The following is a 26,405-nucleotide window of genomic DNA, read 5'->3' as shown; positions in this document are numbered from 1 at the left end:
ATACATTCAAAGGTTATGGGCCTAAATTGCATGGAATGGATCCCTACAATCTCGGAGCTTTCGGGCCCGCGCTACCAGCGCATCGTCGACGCCATGGAGGCCGATATTGCCGCCGGCAGGCTGGTGCGTGGTCAGCAGCTGCCGACGCAGCGCGCCCTGGCAAAGGCCCTCGGCATCGACCTCACCACGGTGACGCGCGCCTACACCGAGGCGCGGCGCCGCGGCATCATGGAAGCCAGGGTCGGACAGGGCTCGTTCGTCTCGGAGACCAGCGCGCGGCGCGCGGTTGACCTGCCGCACCCGGTCGCGATCGACCTGTCGATGAACGTGCCGCCGCACCCGCTGGAGGCGCAGCTCGACGAGCGCATCATCGCCGGGCTCGAAGCCCTCCGCGCGCAATCGGGCCTGACGGCGTATCTCAACTACCAGCCGCCCGGCGGCAGCGCGCATGAGCGCGAGGTCGCGGCGCGCTGGATGCGCGCCCGCGTTCCGCATGCACAGGCCGACCGGCTGGTGATCTTTCCCGGCGCTCAGACGATCCTCTTCAACCTGCTCGCCCATCTTGCGCGACCCGGCGACACCGTACTGACCGAAGCGCTCACCTTCCCCGGCATCAAGGCCGCCGCGGCACTGCTCGGTGTCAAGCTCGTCGGTGTCCCCATGGATGAGGACGGCATCCTGCCGGATGCGCTGGCAAAGGCGTGCCGCGTGCATACGCCGAAAGCCGTCTATCTCATTCCGACGCTGCACAATCCGACCACGGCGACGCTTTCCGCCGAGCGGCGCGGCACTATTGCGAAGATCATCCGCGATGTCGGCACCATCCTGATCGAGGACGACGCCTACGGGCTGCTCGACCGCTCGGCCTCGCCCACCGCGAACCTCATTCCGGAGCGGACTTATCTTGCAACCACGCTGTCAAAATGCATCGCGCCGGCGCTGCGCGTTGCCTATCTGGTGACGCCCGACAGCGGCGCGCAGCGGGACATGCGCACCTCCTTGCAGGCGACCGTGCAAATGCCGGCGCCCTTGATGGTCGCGCTGGTGACGCATTGGATCGAAAACGGCATCGCCGATCGCATCATCAGCGCCATCCGCAACGAAGCGGTCGGGCGCCAGCAGCTCGCGCAACGCGCGCTGAAAGGCTTTCAGTTCCTCGCCAGGCCCGCGGCGCATCATCTCTGGCTGCGGCTGCCGGAGGAGCGGCCCGATCTTGCCGCACATCTGCTGCGGAACGGGCTTGCCGTCGTCGCCGGCGATGCCTTCACCGTCGACGGGGCACCGCCGCATGCGGCACGCGTCTCGCTCGGCGCGGCCCGGAACAGATCGGAATTGACGGAGGCGCTGCGTATCCTGGTCGGCGCGCTGCAGAAGCCTCCCGATACCAGGCAGATCGTCTAAAGCATGATCCGGAAAAGTGCGAAGCGGCTTTCCGGAAAGATCATGCGCAAACAATAACCTAAAGCGCGATGACGATTCATCCAAATTTCATCGCGCTCTAAGTCTTTGACGATGGCGGCGCTGGAACGCCGCAGAGCACGCTTGCATGCGGCATGGATTGACCTCGATGGCGGCAGGCATGTTATGCGAGCCGTGCGATCAACCGTTCGGGGTCGCCGCTTGCGACAAGGACAATCCGTTGGAAACGCTCACCTACGTCCTGCTGCTGCTCGGCGCGCTCGCCGGCGGCTTCGTCTCGGGACTGGCCGGCTTCGGCACGGCGCTGATGGCACTCGGCATCTGGCTCTACGTGCTGCCGCCCTCGCTCGCGGTGCCCCTGGTGCTGATCTGCTCGGTCATCGCGCAGACCTCGACGCTGCCCTCGATGTGGAAGAATTTCGATCTCTCGCTGGTCTGGCCGTTCCTGATCGGTGGACTGATTGGCGTGCCGCTCGGGACCATGATGGTCGCCTCCGCGGACCCGGAGGTGTTCAGGCTGAGCGTCGGCGTGCTGATCCTGATCTTTTCGAGCGCGCTGTATCTGAACAAGAGGCCGCTCGCGATCAAGATCGGCGGCCGGATCGCAGACGGTGCGATCGGCTTTGCCGGCGGCATTCTGGGCGGACTTGCCGGATTGTCCGGCCCGCTGCCGATCCTGTGGGCCAACATCCGCGGCTGGAACAAGCACGAGCGGCGCGGCATCTTCCAACTCTTTAACTTCACGGTGCTCGCCACCGCGCTGGTGTTGCAGACGGCATCAGGTCTCGTCGCCCTCAAGGTGGTCTGGCTCGCGGCCGTCGCGTTTCCGGGCACGCTGATCGGCGCATGGGCGGGCGCGCGCGTCTACCATGCGCTGAACGACAAGCATTTCGGCGATGTCGTGCTCGGCCTCTTGTTTCTGTCGGGCCTCACGCTCGTCTGGAACAGCCTTGGCGCGCATTAAAGCGCCGCGAACTCGCGGGAGGTCACTTTCGCTACGCGGGAGCGGAAGGCGCGACCGGCTTGGCTTCCACCGTCTCCGCGGCCTGGTCCCGCGGCGCGAAGCGCTTGCCGAACTCGCGGCGCAGCAGCCATAGGCTCAAGCCGGCCTGCAGCGTCGTCGCCGCGATCGATAGATACCAGACGTGCTCGATGCGGAATCCGGGTCGCATCGACAGCCAGAGCACCGGCAGCGAATAGGTGAGCACGCGCGTCATCGAGCTCAGCAGCACAGGCTTGGTGTTGCCGAGGCCCTGGAACATGCTCGAGCAGGTGAAGATGAGACCCTGCGCCACCATGTTGAGCGAGATGATCCGCAGGAACAGGTAGGCGATCTCCATCGTCTCCCGGTCGTTGGAGAATCCGGCCAGCAGCAGCTCCGGCTTCAGCTGCGCGAGGATCATGAAGCCGACCGCCACGATGGAGGTGATCAGCACCGATTTGACGAAAGTCTCTCGCACCCGCGCGGCGTCGCCAGCGCCGAAATTCTGGCCGGCGATCGGCCCGGCCGCCAGTGCAACCGCGAGCGCCGGCATCTGGATGAGGGCGAGGACGCGCTGACCGATACCGAATCCTGCCTGTGCCGCCGCGCCGAAGTCGCGCAGCACGTAGTAGACTACCGCCATGAAGATAAACATCATTGCGAACTCGCCGCCGGCCGGCAGACCGACATTGAGGATGCGCTTGAAGTGGCGTGGTTGCGGACGCCACTGCACCGGATTGAATGCAACGTAGCGCTCGACCTTGCGAAAATACGCCAGCAGCATCAGGACGCCGGCGCCCACCGCGATCGTGCTCGCCAGTCCGGCGCCGGCAACACCGAGCGGATAACCCGTGCCCCAGCCGGAGATCAGGACCGGCGCCAGTGCAATGTTGATGATGACGGCAAGGACCCGCACCAACATGGCGGGGCGCACGATGCCGGTCGCGCTGAGCGCGGAGGCAATGACTTGCATGACGAATTCCAGCGCGAGCGCCGGCATGAACCACAACAGATAAGTGGTCCCCGCCTCGATCGTGGCCTGGTCAGCGGCGATCGAACGCATGTAAAGACGCGACAGCACCGCTCCCGTGACCAGGGTCGGCAGGCCGAACAGCACCGACAGCGCGACCGCCTGATTGAAGATCAGATTGGCGTCCCGCCGGTCCTTGCGTCCCACCGCATGCGCAATCAGCGCCACTGTCCCGACGCCGAGCACCTGTATCAGGCCGTTGACGAGAAAGCCGGCATTTCCCGCGGCGGCCACGCCTGCCACTGCGGCATCACCCAGCCCCGACACGAAGTAGAGATCGACCAGCTGGCAGATCATGATCGAGATCATGCCGGCCATGATCGGAGGCGCCATGCTCAGGATGTGGCTAGCGATGGAGCCGCGCGTCAGGTCTTTCATCTCATTCCATCCCTCGACGCCGTGACGGCGGTACTTCGCCCCGCCGCCGCGCGCCTCACTCCGCTGCTGCGATCTGTCCGAGCTCCACCACCTGACGCTCGAACAGGCCGCGATAGATGCCCCCTTGCTTGGCTGCGAGCACCGTATGCGTGCCCTGCTCGACGATCTCGCCGCGGTCGAACACCAGGATGCGATCGAGGCTCCTCACCGTCGACAGCCGGTGCGCGATCACGATCGAGGTGCGCCCCTTCATCAGCCGCTCCATCGCCTCCTGGATCAGCGCCTCCGATTCCGAATCGAGGCTCGAGGTCGCCTCGTCCAGGATCAGCACCGGCGCATCCGCCAGGAAGGCGCGCGCCAGCGCGACGCGCTGCCGCTCGCCGCCCGACAGCTTGACGCCGCGCTCGCCGACCAGGGTGCCGTAGCCCTTCGGCAAGCGCAGGATGAAGTCATGCGCGTTGGCGAGGCGGGCCGCCTGCTCGATCGCTTCAAGGCTGGCACCGGGCCGGCCATAGGCGATGTTCTCGGCGAGCGTGCGGTGAAACAGGATCGGCTCCTGCTGCACGATCGCGATCTGGCTGCGCAGCGATTGCTGCGTGGCGAGCGCGATATCCTGCCCGTCGATTAGCACGCGGCCGCCGGTGACGTCGTAGAGCCGCTGCACCAGCTTGACGAAGGTGGTCTTGCCGGAGCCGGAGCGGCCGACCAGGCCGACCCGCTCGCCGGCGCGGATCCTGACCGACAAGCCGTCGTACAGCGGCACGCGATGGCCGCCATAGTGGAACGTGACGTCGTCGAACACGATCTCGCCGCCCTCGATCGCGATCGGCCGCGCGTCGGCCGCATCGGCAATGCCGATCGGCTCGTCATGGATCGCCACCAGCTCGTCCATGTCGTTGACCGAGCGCTGGAGGTTGTTGATGTGCATGCCGACGTCGCGCAAATAGGCGTGGATGATGTAGTAGCTGGTCAGCACATAAGTGACGTCGCCGGGCGAGGCGTGACCTGACATCCACAGCAGCACCGATCCGCCGATCACGGACGCGCGCAGGCACAGCAGCAGCGAGAGCTGCGACATCGCCGTGTAATTATAGCGGTACCAGGTCCGCCGCACGCGCACGCGCCAGCGGTTGATGACACCGGCGAGCCGCGTGTCCTCGCGCGACTCCGCGCCGAAGGATTTCACCACGGCATTGCAGGTCAGCGCATCCGCCAACGTGCCGCCGACCTTGGTGTCCCAGGCATTGGAGACGCGGGCCGCCGGCGCGATGTAGCGGGTCGAGAGCACCACCGTGATCGTGACGTAGAAGATCGCCCCGATCGCGATCACCACGCCGAGCGAGGCCCAGTGCATCCCGATCAGGATCATCGAGCCCACCAGCACCAGCAGCGAGGGCGCCAGCGCCATCAGGATGGTGTCGTTGAGCAGGTCGAGCGCCCACATGCCGCGAGTGATCTTCCGCACCGTGGAGCCGGCAAAGGAGTTCGCATGCCAGTCGGTCGAGAAGCGCTGCACGCGGGTGAATGCCTCTTGTGCGACGTCCGACATGGTTTTGAGCGTGAACGGCACGATCGCCTGCAACCCTGCGAGCCGCAGCACCACCGAGGCCGCGCCCAGCGCCACGATGGCGCCGAACGCGACCAGCGCGGCATGGCGCGCATCGGGATCGGACGGTCCGCGGGTCAACGCATCGACCAGATGTCCGGAGAAGACCGGCATGAACAGGTCGGCGACGGTTGCGCCCAACAGGCCGCCGGCCACGACGAGGCCGCGCACCGGCTGCTTCAGCCAGTGCCGGAAGACGAAGGGCAGCACCACGCGAATGGCGGCGGGCTTCTTTGACAGAGCGGTCATGGCATCATCCGGCCGCTTCGCGCGGGCCGGCTCCATCGGTGGACGCAGGCCGGCCGCGAAGGCCGCGACGGCGTCACGTAAGACTGACTTTGACTTGGGAAACGAAGCGATCGGGCCGCTTGGCCAACACCTTGGCCCAATCGAAGCTGGCGGAAGAGGCCTCTAACAGGCCGCGTACATACCGAGCCAGAACGAGATCGAGGTCATCATCGAGCGCGGGCGTACGATCTGCGATTGCGACGACATCATGCAAATCTCTCCCCGGTTCGAATGAATGAGGTGCGCTTTATAGATGTGTCGCCAGCCGATTGCAACGGGGCGAGCGCGAGATCACGCACGAGTGTTGCAAATTAGTGCGCGTCGCCGGCCGCGCCGAACGGCGAAGCCGGCTTGTTCAGCAGCGCGACCAGCAGGCTGAGACCGAGATAGAACAGCGCCAGGATGAGGAAGACATCGCCGAAGCTCATCACCACGGCCTGACGATGCACGATCTGACTGAGCTGCTTCATCGCCATCAGCGCGGAATCGCCGAGCCCCTGGAACTTCTGCATCAACATGGTCAGGGTTTCAGTCGCGGTCGCGTTGCCCCAGGTCACCCGCTCCTGCAGGCGGACGATGTGCAGGTCGGTGCGTTCGTTGAGCACGGTGTTGATGACGGCGAGGCCGACCGCGCCGCCGAGATTGCGCATCAGGTTGAACAGGCCGCTCGCGTTCTTCACCTTCTCGGGCGCGAGCGTGCCGAGCGCGATGTTGTTGGTCGGCACCATCGCGAACATCATGCCGATGCCGCGCAGGATCTGCGGTACCAGCAGCTCGTAGAAATCGTATTCGCGCGTGATAAAGGTCATCTGGTAGGAGCCGATCGCGAACACGATGAGGCCGAATGCGATCATGTAGCGCATGTCGACCTTCGCCATGAGCCGGCCGACCAGCGGCGCGACCAGGAACATGGTGATGCCGGAGACGAACATGGTCTCGCCGATCATCAGCGCGCTGTAGCCGCGCACTTCGGCGAGATAGCGCGGGTAGATGTAGGTCAGGCCGTAGAGGCCGATGCCGATGCAGAATTGCAGCGTGCATCCGACGGCGAAATTGCGGTCGGAGAAGGTGCGCAGATTGACGATCGGCTCGGCCGCCGTGAACACGCGCCAGAAGAAGGCGATGGCCGAGAGACCGCTGATCCAGGCGCAGATCGCGACCGACGTGTCCTGCATCCATTGATGTTGCGATCCTTCCTCCAGCACGTATTCCAGCGTGCCGAGGAAGCTCGCCATGAACAGCAGGCCCCACCAGTCGAAGCGGTCGAGCAATTCGAAATGCGGCTCGTCGAAATCGACCAGCGCCAGCACACCTAATGTAATGCCGATGCCGGGCACGACGTTGATGAAGAACAGCCAGTTCCACGACATCAGGTCGGTGATGTAGCCGCCGACCGTCGGCCCGATGGTCGGGGCCAGCGTCGCGACGAGGCCGATGATGGGTCCGACGATGTGGAATTTGGTGCGCGGGAAGACGGTGTAGGCCGAAGCGAACACGGTCGGGATCATGCCGGCGCCGAGAAAGCCCTGCAGCGCACGCCAGAGGATCATCTCCTCGATCGTCGTGGCGAAGCCGCAAAGCAGGCTTGCGGCGGTGAAGCCCGCCGCCGAGATCGCGAACAGCAGCCGCGTGCCGAAGGCGCGCGACAGGAAACCCGACAGCGGGATCGCGATCACCTCGGCGATCAGATAGGCGGTCTGAACCCAGGACACCTCGCTGGAGCTCGCCGACAGCCCGGCCTGGATTTCGCTCAAGGAGGCCGAGACGATCTGGATGTCCAGGATCGACATGAACATCCCGAACACCATGATGATGAATGCGAACAGCCGCTTCGGCGCAATGCGCTCCGAAGCGGGATCTGCCATCAATTCGGGCGAAGCGGTGGTGGCGGTGGCCATCGTCGATCTCGCAGTGCTAGGGCTGGCTACTGCGGATGGACCGTGGGATCGTCGAGATCGACCTCGCTGTCGGCGTCGGCCGCGCCCTTGTTAGTGTCGACCGTGGCGTAGACCGACATGCCGGCGCGGAGCAGGTTCTGCTTCGCCACCGATTTGGGCACGCGGATGCGGACCGGCACGCGCTGCACGATCTTGGTGAAATTGCCGGTGGCGTTGTCGGGCGGCAGCAGCGTGAACACCGAGCCCGCGCCCGCCGCGATGCTGTCGACCACGCCGGAGAACTTGCGCATGCCGTAGGCGTCGACCTTGATCGTCACGGGCTGCCCGGGACGGATGCGCTTGAGCTGCGTCTCCTTGAAATTCGCATCGATATAGACCTCGTCCAGCGGCACGATGTTGCCGAGGCGCTGGCCGACCGCGACGAGGTCGCCGGTGTTGACCAGGCGGTTCGAGAACGTGCCGTTGACCGGCGCGCGCACCAGCGTGAAGCCGAGGTCGCGCTCGGCCTTTGCCAGCGTGGTCTTGAGCTCGGCAAGCTGAGCCTGCGCTTCGGCCTGCTGCGCCCTGGCGACGTCGACATTACTGACGGCGACCTCGTAGGCGGCCTTTGCAGCCTTGACCGCGGCGGCGCCCTGGTCGCGTCCGGCTTCCGAGCTTTCGAAGGTGGCGCGCGAGGCAAAGCCCTTGCTGCTCAGCGCCTGCTGGCGCTTGTAATCGAGGTCGGCGCGCTTGAGGCCCGCTTCCGCGGAGACGAGCTGCGCCTTGGCCTGGGCGACCTGGCTATCGAGTGCGGCGACCTGGCGGCCGATGCGATCGATGGTGGTCTGCTGGGTCGCGATCTTGGTCGCGGCGGCTTGGACCGCGATCCTGTAATCGCCGTCGTCGATGCGGAAGATGATGTCGCCGGCCTGGACGGGCGTGTTGTCGCCGGCGAGGATCGCGGAGATATGGCCGGCAACGCGCGCGCCGAGCATGGTGTTGTTGGCGCGGACATAGGCATCGTCGGTCGAGATGTAGAAGCGGCCGACCAGCGTGTAATAGCCGGCATAGCCCGCAACGGCGAACGCGAGCGCGAGGCCGAGGCCGGTCAGGACGAATTTGCGCTTGCCGGATTTGGGCGCAGCGGCGGCGGGCGCTTCCGCCCCGGGTGCCGGCGGCTTGTCGGTCACCGGACTCTCCGGCGCCTCGCGGGTCGGACGCTTCGCCTCCTCGGCGACATGAGGGCGCAGTTGCTCGGCAGGGAGTGCGGATGCCTCGGAGCCAGGATCGCCGCCCGCCTGGCCCTCCACCGCTTCCTGGCGAAGGACGCGAGCCGTCTGGTCTCTCGATGCGGCCATCCAGGCCTCCCCACAAACGCAACCGAGGGCGCCCGCTGTTGCGGGCGGTCTCCTCGCTACATCTCAAATACCATTGACCGAACGGTTCGGTCAATATAGAGATTATGTCCTGCAGACCTTAATGCCGCGAATCCTTCGTTGGCGTTTCATGGCCCTGATCCGAACCAAAAAGCTGCCGAGACCCTAAACCAATGGTTGTAGCTGCCGGCGAACAATTGCACATCGTCCCGGACGAGGACAATTCCAAGCGCCGCCAGATTCTGGACGGCGCCCGCAAGGTGTTCATGGATCTTGGCTTCGACGGCGCCAGCATGGGCGAGATCGCCCGCGCCGCGCAGGTCTCCAAGGGCACGCTCTACGTCTATTTCGCCGACAAATTCGCGCTGTTCGAAGCCATCGTCGAACAGGAGGCGCTCCAGCATGGCCAGGTCGTGTTCAGTTTCGATCCCGAGCGCGAGGCCGAGACTACGCTGAAGGAGTTCGGCCTCGCCTATCTTCACCTGGTCTGCCGCCCCGGTGGCGGATCGGCGATCCGCACCGTGATGGCGATCGCCGAGCGCATGCCGGATGTCGGCCGCCGTTACTATGCGCGCGTGCTGGACAAGAGCATCAACCGCCTCTCCGACTATCTCAAGGCCCGTGTCGCCTCGGGCGATCTCGCGATCGACGATTGCGATCTCGCCGCCTCGCAGTTCATGGAGCTCAGCAAGGCCTCGCTGTTCCTGCCCTTCGTGTTCCAGGCGGCGCCCGCGCCGTCGGAACAGCGCATGAGTGCGGTGGTCGAGAGCGCAACGCGGATGTTCCTGGCGGCGTATAAGGCGAAGTAGCCGCGCGTTGCGCCTGTGGGCCGGGCGGCTATATTGCGGCCATGTCTCGTGATCTTCGCCCGCCGGTCGACATCCTCCACTACGAGATCGTCCAGGAACAGGCTTCGGCGCTTGGACGGATGGGCCGCGCCCTCGAACAGAGCCTGTCGCGCTTGCGCGAGTTCGACGCCGCCCACGCAGCGACCGATGTGCCGGAAGCGATGCAACCGGCCAGGCGCAAGCTGGTGCTGGAAGCCGGCCAGGCGCTTTGGATGTTCGTGGTGCAACGCGAGGCGTCCGGCTTGCGCGACAGCCGCCACATCATGCGCACCTACAACGTCCCGGGTGAGGTGCAGCGCTGCATGGGATTGGCACCCGCGCCGCGGAAGCCGGCCGCCGGATGAACTCCGGCTCCGCTGAGCTCAAGTCCCGACTTCTTCCATTGCGCGCCACCCGTGCAGGACGCGCCGCCCCTCCCGCGCGAACGCAAAGCAGTTGCCGCCGCCGGCGGGCTGATCGTGGATGCGGGCGATGGGATGGCCCGCAATGTGGCAGAACAGCAGCGTGCCGACTGCGCCGTGGCCGACGAACAGGACGTCGCCGGGACGATGTCGCGCCAGCACCGCCTCAGCCTCGCGCACGATCCGCGCCTGTGCATCCGCGGCACGCTCCCAGCCGCGCACGCTGAGATGAGGCGCGGCGAAGAACTGGTCGGCGACGGCTTCGAACTCGGCCGGCTTCAGGAAGCCGGTCGCCGAACGGTCGTTCTCGTGCATGGCCTCGCGGATCTTGATCATCAGTCCGAGACGAGCGGCAATGATCTCGGCGGTCTCGATCGCCTTCCGCTCGCCGCTGGAGACGATCTGCGTCGTGCTTGCAAGCCAGCCTGCATTCGCCAAGGCTTCGGTGCGCGCGCGACCGACCGGGCTCAGGCCCCATTGCGGCACCGGCACATCGGGATCGATTTGCACCTGCGGGTGGGTGAGATAGCGGACGATAGACATTGCCTTTGACGCGATCGTAGCCCGCATGGAGCGAAGCGGAATGCGGGGACAGTTTTTCCCGGATTGCGCTTCGCTCCATCCGGGCTACTGGCAAATCGGGCTATTCGTCGATGTAGTCGTCGTCTTCCCGCTTGTGCATCGTGCTCTTGCGAGCACCGAGCGAACCGGTCACCGACGGCTCGCGCCCGCTCGCATAGGGTCTGCGCGATTGCGCGCGCGAGGCAACCTCTTCGCCCGACACCGCGGCCGGCTGGCAGATCAGGCGGCGGCTGGCACGGCGCATCAGATCGACATGGATGTGATCGTAGTGAAAGACGTTGGAGCCCGGCGCCAGCACGGTCGTGAAGTGCGCGCAGGCCCCAGCCTGCACGTCGCGCAGGAAGCCCTGCTCTTCCGGCATGCCGCGCCAGCCGTCCTTGATGGTGATGCGGCGGCCGTCGGCGAGCACGAAGGCGGAAATGTCGAGGGCGTTGCCGAAGGCGTGCTCCGAAATATGGGCCCGCGAATTGCCGTTCATGCCGCGGCAGGAATAGGCGGAGATCTGCTTGATCTCGGCGACGCGCACGCCGAACCAGCGCATCGCCGACGGCTGCACGGTGTCGGCGAGCCAGCGGTCGAGCTCGGACACGATCGGACAGGCGAGCGTCGCGGTCGGCTTGATCGCGACGGGACCGACGCTCGTGACGGGATTACCCTGCGCAGGACCAAGACGCGGCAGCGGCTGCTGCGCAGGCGCCTGCGAGTAGGGCGCCGGACGAGCCGGATAGCTCGGTGTGTTCATGTAGCGCGCCGCCCCCGCGGCATCGGTGCCCTCCGGCGGCAGATCGATCTCGTCCTCCTGCGCGGCCACGCCGGGAGCGTTGAGCGACATCGGCCCTGACGACGTGCCGTAGCCGGCGGGCTGGCGCACCGCGCTCTCGGGATAGTTCGAGCGCTGCGGATAGGACGATGCCGGATAGGACGATGTTGGATAGCCTTGGCTCTGCGGATAATTCGACTGCGGCCGCACCGGCCAACGCGGCTGGTTGCCGATGCTGCCGGGCGGACGCAGCGCCTCGTCGGCAAAGCCATAGGTGCCGGAGGCTTCGCCGATGGCGGCGACCTTGAGCGGAAACTCGGCGCCGCAGCTGCCAGGCCCGGAGATCGGGTCGATGCGGACGATGTCCGCACTTTCCTTGACTGCGCCCGATTTCAGGCATGCGGCTTCTGCCTCGGCCCGCCAGGGTTCGCGTTCGGCCTGGAAGAAGCCGCGACCGCAACCCGCTAGCGAAACAAGGACGATGGAGCCGACGAGATACAAACGAACTCCGCGCGTCATGCACGGACGTTCGATGAATTTACTTAAAGACTCTTCAACGTGTTGATTTCAGTGTTCTTTAACCATACCGGGCGCGGCGGCACCGGTTGCTGCCGATGACGAGCGACAGCGAGCCTGACTTTTTCGAAAAGAGACTTTCTGTTAACCATAAGGGCTGCGCGCCAAGCAGCGCGCACCGAGGGAGCGACCTCATGACGTTCGCCGGCAGATTGAGCGTGATCACCGCCTACCTCGCCATGGCCTTCGTCGGCGCCATCGTGCTCGGGATGATTTAGACTCAAAGCACACAGTGACTCTCTTCCCTTCTCCCCTTGTGGGAGAAGGTGGCGCGCGAAAGCGCGACGGATGAGGGGTTCTATCCTCGCGGCACAGTGCTTGTGGAGACAACCCCTCACCCAAGTGAATTCGTGTCGACCAGCGGAGCTGCCCTCTCCCACAAGGGGCGAGGGCACAACAATGCGCATCGCCGCGAGCTACGACCGCGCGCTCCATTGAGGTGACGTCGTGATCAGCTCCTCCCGCGGCGCTTCGACCCGCGTCCAGTCGTTGCCGGAGCACCAGAAGCGGCCGAGCGCGCAGGCTTCGACGTGCAGCTGGCCGGAGCTCTTCAGCGTCATCGTGGCGTAGTAGGTGTTGCCGCTGGAGCGGCTGTAGATGCTGGCGGTCCAGACATTGTGCTTCTTCGGCTTCATGTGGACGAGCACGCTCTCGCCGCGGCTCGACGCTTCACTGAGCGCGTAACCGCACAACGCAGCTCCACAGCGCTCGATGCGGACCGTGCCCTTGGCACCTAGACTCTCCCATTCGCCGAGCAGCGCGTGGCCCGGGTCAGTGCTGATCTGCGCCACCGCTGCAGTCTGATTGATCTCGGTGCTCGGAACGATGACCGGCGGCTCGATGCGCGGCGGTTCGAGCGCGGCGGACTTCGGCTGGTCGATGCGCTCCAGGTCAACCCGCGGCGGACCGGGGCTCAACGTCTCCAGTCTCGAAATCTCCAAGCTTGGCGCCGGCGGCGGTGCAACAGGCTGCGACGACGCCGCGGCAAGAACGGGAGGCGCCGGTGGCGGCACCACCACAGCCGCTTGTGGCGGCTTGACCGCTGCCGCCGGACAAGCCGGCTGCGGCGCCTGGACCATCGGCGCGGGCGCCGGCTGCACAGTTCGTGCCGTGCCGACATCGTCCGTCGGCCTGAGGCTGCGCCTGGAGGCCACCGTGATACAGGACGCGGATCGGCAATTGCGCGGCGCCTCGACATGAAACCGGCTGCCGCCGATCGAGAACGTGTAGGAGCCGGCCTGCGCCGTCGGCGCGACCGCCAGCAGCGCGATCGATGTGCCAAGACAGGTGGCAAGACAGGTGGCAAGCCAGGTTGCAAGCCGCTGCATCTGCGTTTCCCTCGGTGTCGCGACGACGTTACGCAGCGCAGGCGCGGCTGAATGTGCGCTGCATCACCCAGGCGTTGTTCGCTCGTTGTGACGCCCATCACAGAACGCCCGACCGCCGCGGCGTAGGGTCGAACCACGCTTCATTCACCAGCGACACCAGTCCATATCGGGACCGCGCTATTTTCGGAGGTTGTCATGAACAAGCTCTCCATCGCCGCCACCGCCCTCTTCCTGGCTTCGACCGCCGCCGCGCATGCCGGCAATTCGATCTCGTTCCAGATCGAGGGCCAGCACATCCGCATCGAGACGCCGCGCAACTGCGCTTCGCTCAATTGCGTGACCATCGTCGCGCCGGGCCTGTCGGACAAGCCGATCAAGCTGAACAACATCAACCTCAAGGGTCTTGGCGGCTCCAAGGACGATGACGACGACACCACGCCGGCTCCGGCGCCCACGACGGCGCAACCCACGCCGGCTCCCGTGCAGCAGCAGCCCGTGCCGCAAGCGACTGCGCCGGCAGCGCCAGCCGCGCCCGCTGCCCCAGCCGCGACCGCTGCCGCCGCTCCTTCTGTCGGCTACGACAGCTCGCAGCCTGCTCCTGTTGCTGCGCCTGCCCCTGTTGCCGCCCCCGCTCCGGTCGCCGCGGCTCCCGCGCCGGCTCCGGTGGCTGCCGCGCCCGTGGCCGCAGCGAACTCGCCGATCGGCATCTGGGCGACCGAAGAGAACAAGGGCAATGTCCGCGTCGAGCAGTGTGGCGCCAATCTCTGCGGCTTTGCCGAGAAGACAAATGAGCGCATCCTGATCAACATGAAGCCCGAAGGATCGAAGTGGAGCGGCCGCATTCGCGATCCCAACTCCGGCCGCAACTACGACTCCACGATCTCGATGAAAGGTCCGAATACGATGCGCGTGCAAGGCTGCGCCTTCGGCGGCATGTTCTGCGGCGGCCAGACCTGGAAGCGCGTGAGCTGACCCGCGGAGCGCATCGCGAAAAGTAGACAACTCTTCGTCATGCCCGGGCTTGTCCCGGGCATCCACGTTCTTCGTACCGCAATTGTCAACATCAAGCTCTATCCCGACGCCGACGGCCGGGTCGGCCACATCGATGTCGAGGAACGCGCGAGCGGCGCGCGGCTCGGCGCGCTGACGCAAGCCGCGAGCGGCTTTGCGATCCGAGCGGGCGCAGCCACGGCCGGCGGCATGCGCTTTGCTGCCGTGCCGATCATAATTCCCGCGCAGCAGATCGCGCGCGACCGCGGCTTCGTCGGCCAGGTGCATCTGGCGCAGACTGCGGGCCGGCAGATCGTCATCGAGCAGCGCGACTTCCGTCGCGCCAATCCGGCTGCGCTCAGCCGCATTCCGCGGCCGGCACAACCGCCGCAGCAGCAACAATTGCGGCCGACGACAACCCCAGGCCGGCAGCCGCAACGACCGAACGTCCAGCCGCGACAGGACAATCGTCCGGGTCAGCAGCAGCCGGGCACGCCGAGCCGGCAGGGACGACAGCAAGGTACGCAGCCGCCGCAGCGGCAGGGACAAGGACAACAAAGCGGCACGGTTCGGCCGGGCACGCCGCGTGCCGGGCAGCAGCAACACTTGCAACCGCAGCCCAGCCAGCCGCAAGGTGCCGGCCGTCCACGCGCACCACAGATCCTGCCGCAGCGTGATGGACAGATTCAGCCCGGAGGAATCGTGCCGCCGCAACCGGGCGGGAGACAGCAAGCAGATCCGCAGCAGCCATTGCCGCGCACAGGATTGCAACCGGGCCAGCCTCCGGCTCAACAACCAGGTATGCAGCGCCCCGGCGGCTTCCAGCCACGCCTCCCCGCCGCGCAACGTCCCGCAGCGCCGCACAGACCCGCGCCCGCTCCGAAGGAGAAGGAGCGGCGATAGTCTTCCTTCTCCCCTTGTGAGAGAAGGTGGCGCGAAGCGCCGGATGAGGGGTTCTATCCACTCGCCGGACCCGCTCGTGAGGATAGAGACCCCTCACCCGTCTCGCCGCTATTGCGGCGAGCCACCCTCTCCCACAAGGGGAGAGGGTGCACCTTCAATGCCGCACTGAAATTGCGCGTAAATAACTCACGCTTCGCCGCGCAGCCAGGCCTTCACCTTCCGCAACAGGCCATGCCGCAATTCATCGACGGAAGCTGCTTCCGCTTGTGTCAGCGTCTGCAATGATGCATGGATGTCGTCTTTCGCCAACGGCGACACCGGCTCGGAAACCTGCTCCGGGGCGAACAGAGGCGCCAGCCCTGCCGCCGCGAGCGCGATCGGTCCGATCTGAGTCAGGAAGACGCGTTCGTATTCGCGCGACAGACGGGCGATCGCGTCGTCCAGCGTCAGCCAGTCGACCGCCTTGATGTCGTTCATCAGCTTGCGGACCGGCCCGCCGTCGGCCTCCATCCGCCAGTAATGCACGACCTTGGAGCGCCCGCCGGACTGATAGACCAGCGTGCCTAGAAATTCGTGCACGGCCACGTCGTGGCCGGTCTCCTCCAACACCTCGCGGTGCGCGGCTTCCCTCGGCGTCTCGCCGTCGTCGAGCTTGCCCTTGGGCAGGACCCATTCGTTGCGCTTGCGCTGGCGCACGACTGCAACCAGCGGCACCGGCGCGCGCCGCAACACAATACCACCCGCCGCCATGACCGGCGCCCGCGCCATCGTCACATCCGTATCGATCGAATCGTCCCCGCCCGACGATATAGGCGGCGGGGGCGGCGGATTGAAGGCTACTTTCTCCTGAGCAGCGCTTGACCGGCGCGAATGCGCGTGCCCTCGGCAATGCCGTCGCAGAACGAGAAATCGCCGGGCGCGAGGATGATGATGGTCGAGCCGTGCTCGAACCAGCCGAGCTCCTCGCCTTTGCTCACGTTGACGTCGCAGGGAAAATTGACCGGGCCGCGCGTCTGCGCGTTCAGCACCATGTCGAGGAAGTGCAGGCGGATGCTCGCGACCAGAATCGCCGCCACCGGCACCAGCGTCACGGCTTCGCCGGTCGACAAATGCGTGCGGATCACCGCGCGCTCGTTCTTGCAGAACAGACGCTCGACGCGCTTGAGCGCGATCGGGTTGACGTTCCAGACGTCACCGTGGATCAGCGTGACCCGCTCGATGTGCGCGTCATAAGGCGCATGGAAGCGGTGATACATGCTCGACGTCAGCCGCAGCGTAACGAAAGAGCCGTTGCGGTGCTGCTCGACCAGCGCGGAATCGCCGACGAGATCGAGCAGCGAATAGGGCGCGCCCTTGACCTGGAACAGCTCGGTGTCCGCGATTTTCCCGTGAGCGCCGACGATGCCGTCCGAGGGGCTCGCCACCACTGCAGGATCAGGATCGAACGGCCGCAGGCCCGGCTTCAGCTCCCGGGTGAAGCAGTCGTGCAGACTGCTGAACTGCGTCTTGCGCGCCTCCGACAGATCGAGGTCGGAGAACAGCTTCCACAGCGCGATCGAGAAGTCCCGCACCAGGGGATTCTCGATCTTGGAGAACCAGCCCATGAAGCGGGTCAGGGCCGCGCGCGGGATGCGGTTGGTCAACAGGAAGTTGAGGTCTTCCTGCTGGGTGAAAGAGGCGATGAGGGCTTTGACTGTCATGAATCTGTCAGCTCGCAGGTTTAGCGCTTGTTGTCATGGAAACGACACTCCCGATTCTCTCGATGTCCGTGGCCGCCGCAGCGTCCGCTGCCGCCGTCCTCCCGAAGATCAAGGCGCGGGTCGAACTCTCCCGCGCCAAGCACCGCTCGCTGGCCGGGCACTCGAAGATGTCGCGCCGGGTGGCGCGGCTGCTGCCGTTCTACGAGTTCGAGGGTGATCAATACTTCGCCTGCGACGGCGCGCCGGCGAACATCGCAGCGCAACGCAAGGACGCCTTTTTCCGTCTCGCCAGGCTTTACGCCGAGCGCTACCCCAAGGGTCGCGCGATGACGAAGGAGGCCGCGGAGACGATCTCCGATCTCAACTTCACCGAAAGCTACCGCGTGCCGTTCCAGTTCTCGCGTCTCGTCCGCGAGCATCTGGGCACGTCGACCTTCATGGAATCCTCGCGCGGCGTCACCGTCACCGACGTTGACGGCAACACTGCTTACGACCTCACAGGATCCTACGGCGTCAACATCTTCGGCAACGACTTCTACAAGGAGTGCATCGAGGGCGCCGAGAAGCGCGCGCACGCGCTTGGACCCGTGCTCGGGCCCTACCATCCCGTCATCCTCGAGAATGTGCAGCGGCTCTGCCAAATCTCCGGCCTCGACGAGGTCTCGTTCCACATGTCCGGCACCGAGGCCGTGATGCAGGCGGTGCGGCTGGCGCGCTACCACACCAAGCGCACGCATCTGGTTCGTTTCGCCGGCGCCTATCACGGCTGGTGGGGCGACGTGCAGCCGGGCGTCGGCAATCCCATTCCTGCGCATGAGACCTACACCCTCGCCGAAATGTCGGAGAAGACGCTGCATGTCCTGCGCACGCGCAAGGACATCGCCTGCGTGCTGGTCAACCCGCTGCAGGGGCTGCATCCCAACGCCAACGCGCCCGGCGATTCCTCGCTGGTCGATTCCTCGCGCGGCGGCAACTTCGATCGCGCGGCTTACACCGAATGGCTGAAGAAGTTGCGCGAGGTCTGCGACCAGCGCGGCATCGTCCTGATCTTCGACGAGGTCTTCGTCGGCTTCCGCCTCGCTGCCGGCGGTGCCCAGGAGTATTTCGGCGTGCGCGCCGACATGGTGACCTACGGCAAGAGCCTCGCCGGCGGCCTGCCGGTCGGCGTGGTCTGCGGCAAGCGCGAATTGATGCGGCGCTTCCGCGACGACCGCCCCGCCGACATCTGCTTCGCCCGCGGCACCTTCAACTCGCACCCCTACGTCATGACGGCGATGGACGAGTTCTTGAGCCGCCTCGCCAGCCCGAACTTCCGCGCCGTCTATGATGGGCTGGAGGAGACCTGGAACGGGCGCGTGAAGAAGCTCAACCAGATGATGCAGGATGCCGACCTGCCGGTGCGCTTCGCCAACTTCTCCTCGATCTGGACGGTGAAATACACCACGCCGTCCCGCTACAATTGGATGCTGCAATATTACCTGCGCGCCGAAGGCCTGGCGTTGAGCTGGGTCGGCACCGGACGGCTGATCTTCAGCCTCAACTACACCGACGCCGACTTCACCGAAGTCGCCGACCGCTTCGTCCGCGCCGCGCAGAAGATGAAGGCCGACGGCTTCTGGTGGCACGATGGCGTGCTCACCAACAAGCAGATCAAGCGCCAGATCCTGAAAGAGATGCTGGCCAAGCGCTTCGGGCGCTGAGGCTTTCTGACACTTGGCCCCGATCACCGCTCGCCCTTCTCCCTCGCCCCGCTTGCGGGGAGAGGGTCGGGGTGAGGGGGACTCTCCGCGCGTGCGGTGAGCGTTGACGCACGACAATCTGGCAGCACCCCCGCGGATAGCCCCCCTCACCCGAATTTGCGCTCCGCGCAAATTCGACCTCTCCCCGCACGCGGGGAGAGGTGAAGGAAGCACCGCGTTCGCAGTCCCCAACACGTGGATGCCCGGGACAAGCCCGGGCATGACGTAGCCATTAGACATCGAAGCGTGTCGCGTGCGCGGCGCGCTTCAAGCGTGCTGCTCTTCGAGCACGGGCTCGTCGATGAAGCCCAGCGTGTGCTCGGGATTGAGGTGCAGGCCGGGATCCATCAGCTCGCCGCGCATCAAAGCGAGCGGAGCACCGCGATAGAGCATCAAATCGTGGAACGGATCGGTCAGGATCTTGGTCATCCAGACGAGGCCGGTCTCGACGTCGCGGATGAAGAACAGGTGCACGGTGCGGAACAGCAGGCCGCCGCCGCCGACCACGAGCCAGATCTTCGCCACCTGCCGCATGAAGTCGGTCGCGCTCTGCCAGGGCGTGAAGATGCCGAACAGGGTGGGGTCGACGACCAGCACCAGCGGCGACAGCGCCCAGATCGCCATCAGCACCACTTTGCGCTGCAAATTGTAGCCGACCTTGATCTCTTCCTTGTACTCGTGCGTCGCCTGATTGATGTGGTCGTAGGTGTGCGGCTCGAAGAAGAAGTGACCAGCCTGGCGCGAGGTCATCGACACCAGCCAGCCGACCAGCGCCGAGACGACGGGATCGATGAACAGCCAGACATAGGCAAAGAGGAAGCTCAGCGCGCTGACGAAGTGCAGGCTCTGATTGATGCGGCTGTGGTGATAGTAGCGATGGTCGTCCCAGCGCTGGATCCGCAGCTGCTCGAGATAGTTCTTGATCATGCTCATCCCCAAAATGCTTTCGGGTTCAGGATTTACAGAGATTCGATGTAGGCCGTGTGACATCATCATTTTGTCATGTGACGATGTGCAGCGGCGCGATGACGCACGAAAGACGCGTAAGCTCACGCCGCCTTGGCGACGTCGACCTTGCGGAAGCGCACCAGCGAGAAGTGTCCCAGCGGCGGAATCAAGCGGCGCTCGGCAAGCTCGATGCCGTGCGCGCCGGCGAGCCATTTGGCGTAGCGCGACCAGGCGAACTCGGCGGTGCGGAAGCCGAGCGGACGCACCACCGGCTGCAGCTTCTGCTCGATGAAGCGGCGCATGCCGGTGTCGGCGCTGACGCGGGTGAGGATGATCAATTCGCCGCCCGGACGCAGCACGCGGGCGAATTCGTCGAGCGCCTTCTCCGGGTTCGGCACGGCGGTGACGACGTATTGCGCCATCACGACGTCGAAGGAATTATCGGGGAATTCGAGCTTCTCGGCGTCCATCACCGCGAGGCCCTCGACGTTCTTCAGCTTCTGCTCCGTCACGCGGCGCCGCGCCTTGTCCAGCATCGCTTCCGAGATGTCGGTGCCGAAGATGCGCAGGTTCGGCGCGTAGAGCGGCAGCGAGATGCCGGTGCCGACGCCGACCTCGAGCACGCGGCCGCCGATCTTGTTGGTAGCCGCGATCGCCGCCTGCCGGCCCTTGGCGAACACGCCGCCGAACACGAGATCGTAGACCGGCGCCCAGCGGTCATAGGCCTGCTCGACCGTGCCGCGCGTGAGGTCGAGCTGCTGGGTGCCGTCAAGGTTCATGATCTTAGCCATCGATGAGGTTCTCGCTGTGGTTCGAATAAACGGTCAGCCGCGCACCGGCCGCCGCGCCATGCGAGGCGAGGCGCGCAAGGAGCGGCTGGGCTGCAGTGAGGTGAGGTTGCCGACGAACTGGCGCGCGCTGTTCTCCCAGGAGCGCTCCAGCGCGAAGTTGCGGCAGGTCTCGCGTGACATCGTGAGCGCGCGCAGGCAGGCGGTGCGCAGATCGTGGTCGATCGCGCCGATCGGGTGATCGGCAATGACGTCCTTCGGGCCCGTCACCAGAAACGCCGCAACCGGCGTGCCGCAGGCGAGCGCCTCGAGCTGCACCACGCCAAAGGTGTCGGTCAGGCTCGGAAACACGAATACGTCGGCCGCGGCGAGATGCGCGGTGAGATCCGCCCCCTTCTTCTCGCCGAGGAAGACTGCGTCCGGATATTTCTTCTCCAGCGCCGCCTTCTGCGGACCGTCGCCGACCACGACCTTGGTGCCGGGCAGGTCGAGCGAGAGGAACGCTTCGAGATTCTTCTCCACCGCCACGCGCCCCATCGTCAGGAAGATCGGGCGCGGCAGGTCGAGCTGTGCCGGAGCGTCGGGATGAAACAGCCCGGTGTCGACGCCGCGCGTCCAGAAGCCGAGCCGCTTGAAGCCGCGCTCCGACAGCTCCTGCCGCAGCGAGGGCGTCGCCACCATGGTCATGGCGGCGGCATCGTGGAAATGGCGCAGCACCGCATAGCCGACGCCCGCCGGGATGCCGGTCCGCACCGAGACGTATTCCGGAAAGCGGGTCGTGTAGGAGGTGGTGAAGGCGAGCCGGTTGCGGCGGCAATAGGCGCGCGCCGCCCAGCCGATCGGGCCTTCGGTCGCGATATGCAGCGCCTCCGGCGCGGCCTTCTCGATCCGCCGCGCGATCTCCTTCGCCGAAGGCAGCGCAAAGCGCAGGCCCGGATAGGTCGGCAGCGGCCAGGACGGAAAGCCGTCGGGAGTGAGGAAGTCGATCTCGACGTCGAGGGTCTTGGCCGCATTCGCCAGGGAGGTCAGGGTGCGGACCACACCGTTGACCTGCGGATGCCAGGCGTCCGTCGCGATTAATACCCGCATGGGAATATCCCGAGAGTTTGATGATTCTCAGGCATCGACCATCAACGAAGGTTATTTCAGGCGTGTGACGTCACAGAAGTGTCGGCGCGCTGTTTTGTTCGTTAACGAGCCGGCGGGGCCACGAAACTGTCATGAAACAATTCTTGCCGCCGTGAAACCGTTTTCGGTTTTCCGCGCAAATGTCCCGAAACGTTTTGCCGTTAGGAATTCAGGCAACGGAGCACCGCAACGGTGCCGCGGTGAGCAAAACACCGAGCAAACAGGGGCGATCACATGTTCAATCTGGACACGTTCAAGACGTTTTCGCGCGCCGTTGCACTCAGTGCCGTCGCGGTTTCCGCAATCGCATTTGCAGGTGCAGCCAAGGCCGCGCCGGTGCAGATCTTCCCGTTCTTCCAGCCGCTGCCGCCGATGACCGCGCCGCAGCCGCTGCAGCCGTATCAGCCGTCGTATCAGCCCTATCAGGCGCCGACCTACCAGACCGAGCCCGAGGATCAGGACGCGGTCGAGCTGCCGGCCCGCTTCCGCCGCCAGACCGTCTCTTACGCGACGCGCGAAGCGCCGGGCACGATCATCATCGATACGCCCAACACCTATCTCTATTACGTGCTCGGCAATGGCCAGGCATTGCGCTACGGCATCGGCGTCGGCCGCGACGGCTTCACCTGGTCCGGAATCCAGTCGGTGAGCCGCAAGGCCGAGTGGCCGGCCTGGACGCCGCCGCCGGAAATGATCGCCCGCCAGCCCTATCTGCCGCGCCACATGGCCGGCGGCCCCGGCAATCCGCTTGGCGCGCGCGCCATGTATCTCGGCGGCACCATCTACCGTATCCACGGCACCAACGCCCCCGAAACGATCGGCAAGCGCGTGTCCTCCGGCTGCATCCGCATGACCAACGAGGACGTCACCGACCTCTATTCCCGCGTCAACGTCGGCACCAAGGTGATCGTGCTGCCGATGACCGAGCGCCGCGCAGACCTCGGCGCCGCGAGCCGCTGAAGCGACAGGACAACGTAACGCGAACGGCCCCGGAACCCACCGGGGCCGTTTTCGTTTGCCCTGACATCCCGTTGCGCCTGTTGCGGCGCAATCCCCGATGGAGGCGCAAATGCGACCACGAAGGCAACCCTCGCCAAGCCCATGGCTGCACGCCCTCGCCGGCGCCGGAGCACTGACGCTGCTCGTGTCCGCGCCCGCCTCGCTCGCGCAGCAACCCGCGCCTGACGACGCCGGCAAGCAGGCTTTCAACAATTCCTGCCGCACCTGCCATTCCATGAAGGAAGGCGACAATCGCCTCGGTCCCAATCTCAACAAGATCGTCGGACGCAAGGCCGGCTCGCTGCCGGACTACAATTACTCCTCGTCCATGAAAGAAGCCGGCTTCGCCTGGGACCAGGACAAGCTCACCCGCTTCATGGTCAAGCCGGACGAGGTCGTGTCCGGCCACAAGATGCAGCCCTATGGCGGCATCTCGAAGGACGAAGCGGGTAAGGTGGTTGCGTATCTGCAAGCGGCGGGCGGGCAATAGATCGTAACGCGCTCTTTCCGCTGTGCGATTGCGGTGCGCTTACCGGCTGACTGCGCCCCGCCACTCCGCTATCAGCCTCAGCCACGCCGCGGCGTGGAACGCGCTCATCAAGAGATACATCGGCACCATCCCGCCGAGCAGAGAGCCCTGCCCGGCGCCGCACAGCATCTCCGCGGGCCCACCCCCGGGCAAAGCCGTCAGTACGGCCATGATGGCGAAGGTCGGCGTGGCCGCCAGCCCCAGCCATCTGGCGAGGTGGCGTGCGGCCGCGACGCCGTCGGGGAGGCCGCTGGGGACCGCGCTGACCGGACCGGTCATTTCCGCTCTCCCGCGGCCTCCTCGCGGAAGGCTTTCTCGCCGGCGTCCGAGATCTCCACCCATCGCTTGTCGGGCGCGGCGCCTTCGGTGTAGCTGTCGTGCCAATTCCACCATTTGTAGGTCGGGGTCTGCGGATAGCCTTTCGGCGAGTCCTCCCACACCTCCTGGCGGCCGAGCGGGGTGATGTCGAGATAGTTCCAGGTCCCACCCATCTGCTCGTCGCCGCGGCTCTTGACGAAATAAGTGCGGAAGATGCGTGTCCCGTCTCGGTAGAACACATTCGTGCCGTGCCATTCGTCGACGCCGAAATCGGCATCGAAGCTGTCGGTGATGGTGACCCAGGGCATGATCCAGCCCATCCGCTGCTTCAGCCTGACGATGTCGGCTTGCGGCGCACGCGAGGCGAACACCAGCGTGGTGTCGCGGGCATTCAAGTGCGAGACATGGGCGACCTGGTCGGCCACCATGGAGCAGCCGCGGCAGGCGTGATCGGGCCAGCCGAACACACCGGGCTCGAAGAAGGCGCGATAGACGATCAGCTGCCGCCGGCCCTGGAACAGGTCGTGCAGACTGAGCTTGCCGCCGGGCCCCTCGAACGCATAGGTTTTGTCGACAGCCATCCACGGCATGCGGCGCCGCTCGGCGGCCAGGGCGTCGCGGGCACGGGTATGCGCCTTCTCCTTTACGAGCAGCTGCAGACGGGCCTCCTCCCAGTCCTGCGGCGACACCACCGGTGGGGTCTGCATGGCGGTGTGTCCGTTGGTTCCTGCTTTTTCTGCTGATGTCATCATGACTCTCCAAAGCTTTTGCTCGACGTCCTGCCAACGACTTCTGGCACCAAGCGGTTGCGCGGTGGGAGTAACAAGTGTGGCGGGATTGACATGGAATCGCTGATCACTGCCGCTGCGCGCGCCTTAGAGGCCGGTGATCCGCTCGGCGCCCTGAACCGCGTCGCGCTGCGCAACGATGCGCCGTCGCTGGCGCTGCGCGGCATCGCAATGGCGCAGCTGGGCGATCTCGCCAAGGCCAAGTTGCTGCTGCGCACCGCCGCGCGCGCCTTCGGTCCGCGCGAGGCGGTGGCACGCGCAAGATGCCTGGTGGCCGAAGCCGAGATCGCGCTGGTCTCGCGCGATCTGAACTGGCCGGTGAAGACGCTCGCCGCGGCACGCGCGACGCTCGAACAGCACGGCGATCTCGTCAATGCCGCCCATGCGGGCCATGTCGAGGCGCGCCGCCTGCTTCTGGTCGGGCGCCTCGACGAGGCCGAGCGCACCCTCGCCGAAGTCCGTCCCGCGATGCTCCCGCCCGCGTCGCAGGTCGTCCGCGAGCTCGTGCTCGCCGGCATCGCCATCAGGCGGCTCAGAACGAACGACGCGCGCACGGCGCTCGGCCGCGCGGCTCACGCGGCGCGCCTTGCAGCCATTCCGGCGCTCGTGGCCGAGGTCGACAGCGCGAGCCTGATCCTCGACACGCCGGCAGCACGCCTGATCGCCCGCGGCAGCGAACATCCGCTGTTGCTGGGAGAGGTCGAACGTCTGGCGACCTCGACGGCGCTCGTCGTCGATACCTTCCATCACGTCGTGCGGAGGCAAGGCGTCGCGGTGTCGCTTGGAACGCGTCCCGTGCTGTTCGCGCTCGCGCGTCTCCTGGCGCAGGCATGGCCTGCGGATGTCTCGCGCGAGACGCTGATATCCGGCGCCTTTCAAGCCAGGCACGCCGACGAATCGCACCGCGCGCGCCTGCGCGTCGAGATCGGACGACTCCGCACCAAGCTCGCGCCGCTGGCCGATATCAGCGCGACGAAGCAGGGCTTCGTGCTGGCGCCGCGGAAGACGCGCGACGTCCTCGTGCTGGCGCGGCCCGTTGAGGAGAAGCACGCCGCCGTCCTCGCCTTTCTTACCGGCGGCGAGCCATGGTCGAGCTCGGCGCTCGCGCTTGCGCTTCGCATCAGTCCGCGCACCGTGCAGCGCGCGCTCGAGGAGCTGGCGCGGTCGGGCAAGGTGCAGTCGTTCGGACACGGACGGGCGCGCCGCTGGATGACGCCGCCCGTTCCGGGTTTCCCGACAGGCTTGTTACTCCCCACGCCGCTCCTGAAGACGTAGGATGCGCGTTAAGCACAGGGAGCAAGCACATGAAACGTTCAGCCGCCGAGATCGTCACGGAGTATGGACCCTTTCCAGGCGTCGAGGCCGTGCATGGCGTCACCTATGACGGCACGCGCGTCTGGTTCGCTTCCGGCGACAAGTTGAACGCGCTCGATCCGGCCGACGGCAGGATCGACCGCTCCATCGACGTCGCCGCGCATGCGGGAACGGCGTTCGACGGACGGCACCTGTTCCAGATCGCCGAGGACCGCATCCAGAAGATCGATGCGGCTTCGGGCAAGGTGCTCGGCACCATTCCGGCGCCGGGCGGCGGCGGCGATTCCGGCCTCGCCTGGGCCGAGGGCTCGCTCTGGGTCGGGCAGTATCGCGACCGCAAGATCCATCAGATCGATCCCGAAACGGGGAAGATCCTCCGCACCATCGAGAGCAAGCGCTTCGTGACCGGGGTGACCTGGGTGGACGGCGAGCTCTGGCACGGCACCTGGGAGAACGAACAGAGCGATTTGCGTCGGATCGACCCGGAAACGGGACAAGTGATCGAGCAGATCGACATGCCCGCCGGCACGATCGTGTCAGGCCTGGAATCGGACGGCGGTGACCGTTTCTTCTGCGGCGGAGGCAATCGCGGCAAGGTGAGAGCGGTCCGGCGCCCGCGGCAAAGCTAGAGCATGATCCGGAAAAGTGCGAAGCGGTTTTCCGAAAAGATCATGCTCAAACAACAACCTAAAGCGCGATGACGATTCATCCTAATCGCATCGCGCTTTAGTCCTTGGGTCTGGCGTGACGGCACGCCGACGGCGCGTTCACAATCCGTAACCTGTTCGCCCCAATTCCACCCAACGGGTG

At 65.8% G+C, this 26,405-nt stretch carries 25 protein-coding genes and 1 pseudogene; 12 read left to right on the top strand and 14 right to left on the bottom strand.

What is annotated here, in order from left to right:
- The first annotated feature begins 30 nt into the window (after positions 1 to 30).
- Both I6F37_RS13335 and I6F37_RS13330 read left to right on the top strand, forming a co-directional pair.
- Positions 31 to 1,401 (top strand): PLP-dependent aminotransferase family protein, encoded by a 1,371-nt coding sequence (locus I6F37_RS13335; protein ID WP_225151437.1) that lies wholly within the window; start codon positions 31 to 33, stop codon positions 1,399 to 1,401.
- Positions 1,402 to 1,639: 238 nt separating this feature from the next.
- A complete protein-coding gene (locus I6F37_RS13330) occupies positions 1,640 to 2,383 on the top strand; it encodes a sulfite exporter TauE/SafE family protein (protein WP_036038352.1) in 744 nt (247 codons plus the stop codon).
- A gap of 31 nt (positions 2,384 to 2,414) precedes the next feature.
- Here I6F37_RS13330 and I6F37_RS13325 read toward each other — a convergent pair whose 3' ends face one another.
- From I6F37_RS13325 to I6F37_RS13310, 4 genes are all read right to left on the bottom strand, one after another.
- The gene (locus I6F37_RS13325; protein ID WP_225151435.1) at positions 2,415 to 3,809 is read right to left on the bottom strand and encodes an MATE family efflux transporter; all 1,395 of its coding nucleotides are present in this window, start codon (positions 3,807 to 3,809) and stop codon (positions 2,415 to 2,417) included.
- Positions 3,810 to 3,864: 55 nt separating this feature from the next.
- The gene (locus I6F37_RS13320; RefSeq protein ID WP_036003502.1) at positions 3,865 to 5,664 is read right to left on the bottom strand and encodes an ABC transporter ATP-binding protein; all 1,800 of its coding nucleotides are present in this window, start codon (positions 5,662 to 5,664) and stop codon (positions 3,865 to 3,867) included.
- Between the two features lie 350 nt (positions 5,665 to 6,014).
- Positions 6,015 to 7,601 (bottom strand): DHA2 family efflux MFS transporter permease subunit, encoded by a 1,587-nt coding sequence (locus I6F37_RS13315; RefSeq protein ID WP_225151433.1) that lies wholly within the window; start codon positions 7,599 to 7,601, stop codon positions 6,015 to 6,017.
- Between the two features lie 26 nt (positions 7,602 to 7,627).
- Positions 7,628 to 8,938 (bottom strand): HlyD family secretion protein, encoded by a 1,311-nt coding sequence (locus I6F37_RS13310; protein WP_225151431.1) that lies wholly within the window; start codon positions 8,936 to 8,938, stop codon positions 7,628 to 7,630.
- Positions 8,939 to 9,129: 191 nt separating this feature from the next.
- On the opposite strand from I6F37_RS13310, the gene I6F37_RS13305 reads away from it, so the two are divergent.
- Both I6F37_RS13305 and I6F37_RS13300 read left to right on the top strand, forming a co-directional pair.
- On the top strand, positions 9,130 to 9,765 hold the full coding sequence (locus tag I6F37_RS13305; RefSeq protein ID WP_036003459.1) for a TetR/AcrR family transcriptional regulator: 636 nt from the start codon (positions 9,130 to 9,132) through the stop codon (positions 9,763 to 9,765).
- 41 nt (positions 9,766 to 9,806) lie between these two features.
- Positions 9,807 to 10,148: a DUF6665 family protein gene (locus I6F37_RS13300; protein ID WP_036003457.1), complete on the top strand. Its 342-nt coding sequence runs from the start codon at positions 9,807 to 9,809 to the stop codon at positions 10,146 to 10,148.
- 18 nt (positions 10,149 to 10,166) lie between these two features.
- Here the strand turns inward: I6F37_RS13300 and I6F37_RS13295 are convergent, their stop codons facing one another.
- Both I6F37_RS13295 and I6F37_RS13290 read right to left on the bottom strand, forming a co-directional pair.
- A complete protein-coding gene (locus I6F37_RS13295) occupies positions 10,167 to 10,748 on the bottom strand; it encodes a histidine phosphatase family protein (RefSeq protein ID WP_225151429.1) in 582 nt (193 codons plus the stop codon).
- Between the two features lie 100 nt (positions 10,749 to 10,848).
- Positions 10,849 to 12,066, bottom strand: coding sequence for an extensin family protein (locus I6F37_RS13290; RefSeq protein ID WP_225151427.1), 1,218 nt, complete (start codon positions 12,064 to 12,066; stop codon positions 10,849 to 10,851).
- 95 nt (positions 12,067 to 12,161) lie between these two features.
- On the opposite strand from I6F37_RS13290, the gene I6F37_RS13285 reads away from it, so the two are divergent.
- Positions 12,162 to 12,341, top strand: coding sequence for a hypothetical protein (locus I6F37_RS13285; protein ID WP_158284424.1), 180 nt, complete (start codon positions 12,162 to 12,164; stop codon positions 12,339 to 12,341).
- 198 nt (positions 12,342 to 12,539) lie between these two features.
- On the opposite strand, the gene I6F37_RS13280 is transcribed toward I6F37_RS13285, so the two are convergent.
- Positions 12,540 to 13,451 (bottom strand): DUF2147 domain-containing protein, encoded by a 912-nt coding sequence (locus I6F37_RS13280; protein ID WP_225151425.1) that lies wholly within the window; start codon positions 13,449 to 13,451, stop codon positions 12,540 to 12,542.
- 195 nt (positions 13,452 to 13,646) lie between these two features.
- On the opposite strand from I6F37_RS13280, the gene I6F37_RS13275 reads away from it, so the two are divergent.
- Both I6F37_RS13275 and I6F37_RS13270 read left to right on the top strand, forming a co-directional pair.
- The gene (locus I6F37_RS13275; RefSeq protein ID WP_225151424.1) at positions 13,647 to 14,423 is read left to right on the top strand and encodes a DUF2147 domain-containing protein; all 777 of its coding nucleotides are present in this window, start codon (positions 13,647 to 13,649) and stop codon (positions 14,421 to 14,423) included.
- A gap of 84 nt (positions 14,424 to 14,507) precedes the next feature.
- Positions 14,508 to 15,344: pseudogene (locus tag I6F37_RS13270) on the top strand (iron dicitrate transport regulator FecR); the annotation flags it as partial.
- 186 nt (positions 15,345 to 15,530) lie between these two features.
- On the opposite strand, the gene I6F37_RS13265 reads toward I6F37_RS13270, so the two are convergent.
- Both I6F37_RS13265 and asd read right to left on the bottom strand, forming a co-directional pair.
- Positions 15,531 to 16,112, bottom strand: a complete 582-nt coding sequence (locus I6F37_RS13265) for an NUDIX hydrolase (protein WP_036028428.1) — start codon at positions 16,110 to 16,112, stop codon at positions 15,531 to 15,533.
- A gap of 68 nt (positions 16,113 to 16,180) precedes the next feature.
- On the bottom strand, positions 16,181 to 17,044 hold the full coding sequence (gene asd, locus I6F37_RS13260) for an archaetidylserine decarboxylase (RefSeq protein WP_036003438.1): 864 nt from the start codon (positions 17,042 to 17,044) through the stop codon (positions 16,181 to 16,183).
- A gap of 35 nt (positions 17,045 to 17,079) precedes the next feature.
- On the opposite strand from asd, the gene I6F37_RS13255 reads away from it, so the two are divergent.
- Complete coding sequence (locus tag I6F37_RS13255; protein ID WP_225151422.1) at positions 17,080 to 18,744, top strand: aminotransferase class III-fold pyridoxal phosphate-dependent enzyme; 1,665 nt, start codon at positions 17,080 to 17,082, stop codon at positions 18,742 to 18,744.
- Between the two features lie 306 nt (positions 18,745 to 19,050).
- Here I6F37_RS13255 and I6F37_RS13250 read toward each other — a convergent pair whose 3' ends face one another.
- The 3 genes from I6F37_RS13250 to I6F37_RS13240 form a co-directional block, all read right to left on the bottom strand.
- The gene (locus I6F37_RS13250) at positions 19,051 to 19,710 is read right to left on the bottom strand and encodes a membrane protein (protein WP_025034507.1); all 660 of its coding nucleotides are present in this window, start codon (positions 19,708 to 19,710) and stop codon (positions 19,051 to 19,053) included.
- 122 nt (positions 19,711 to 19,832) lie between these two features.
- Positions 19,833 to 20,522 carry a methyltransferase domain-containing protein gene (locus I6F37_RS13245; RefSeq protein WP_036003432.1) on the bottom strand — a complete coding sequence of 230 codons (690 nt, stop codon included), beginning with the start codon at positions 20,520 to 20,522 and terminating at the stop codon, positions 19,833 to 19,835.
- Between the two features lie 33 nt (positions 20,523 to 20,555).
- Positions 20,556 to 21,608, bottom strand: coding sequence for a glycosyltransferase family 1 protein (locus tag I6F37_RS13240; protein WP_074447537.1), 1,053 nt, complete (start codon positions 21,606 to 21,608; stop codon positions 20,556 to 20,558).
- Between the two features lie 273 nt (positions 21,609 to 21,881).
- Between I6F37_RS13240 and I6F37_RS13235 the strand changes: the two genes are divergently transcribed.
- The gene (locus I6F37_RS13235; RefSeq protein ID WP_036003416.1) at positions 21,882 to 22,607 is read left to right on the top strand and encodes a L,D-transpeptidase; all 726 of its coding nucleotides are present in this window, start codon (positions 21,882 to 21,884) and stop codon (positions 22,605 to 22,607) included.
- A 97-nt stretch (positions 22,608 to 22,704) separates the two neighbouring features.
- Entirely contained in the window at positions 22,705 to 23,136 is a 432-nt protein-coding gene (locus I6F37_RS13230) for a cytochrome c family protein (protein WP_036003413.1), read from the top strand.
- Between the two features lie 39 nt (positions 23,137 to 23,175).
- Here I6F37_RS13230 and I6F37_RS13225 read toward each other — a convergent pair whose 3' ends face one another.
- Positions 23,176 to 23,454, bottom strand: coding sequence for a hypothetical protein (locus I6F37_RS13225; RefSeq protein WP_225136828.1), 279 nt, complete (start codon positions 23,452 to 23,454; stop codon positions 23,176 to 23,178).
- Entirely contained in the window at positions 23,451 to 24,245 is a 795-nt protein-coding gene (locus tag I6F37_RS13220) for a thioredoxin family protein (protein WP_225151419.1), read from the bottom strand. The genes I6F37_RS13225 and I6F37_RS13220 overlap by 4 nt, the downstream gene beginning before the upstream one ends.
- 90 nt (positions 24,246 to 24,335) lie before the next feature.
- Here I6F37_RS13220 and I6F37_RS13215 point away from each other — a divergent pair, with 90 nt between their 5' ends.
- Complete coding sequence (locus I6F37_RS13215) at positions 24,336 to 25,556, top strand: helix-turn-helix domain-containing protein (RefSeq protein ID WP_225151723.1); 1,221 nt, start codon at positions 24,336 to 24,338, stop codon at positions 25,554 to 25,556.
- A 29-nt stretch (positions 25,557 to 25,585) separates the two neighbouring features.
- The gene (locus I6F37_RS13210) at positions 25,586 to 26,224 is read left to right on the top strand and encodes a glutaminyl-peptide cyclotransferase (protein WP_036003402.1); all 639 of its coding nucleotides are present in this window, start codon (positions 25,586 to 25,588) and stop codon (positions 26,222 to 26,224) included.
- Positions 26,225 to 26,405 lie beyond the last annotated feature (181 nt).

The organism is Bradyrhizobium sp. NBAIM08, from assembly GCF_020193935.1.
Taxonomy (GTDB): Bacteria; Pseudomonadota; Alphaproteobacteria; order Rhizobiales; family Xanthobacteraceae; genus Bradyrhizobium; species Bradyrhizobium yuanmingense.
This window is presented reverse-complemented; position numbering and strand designations above follow the sequence as displayed.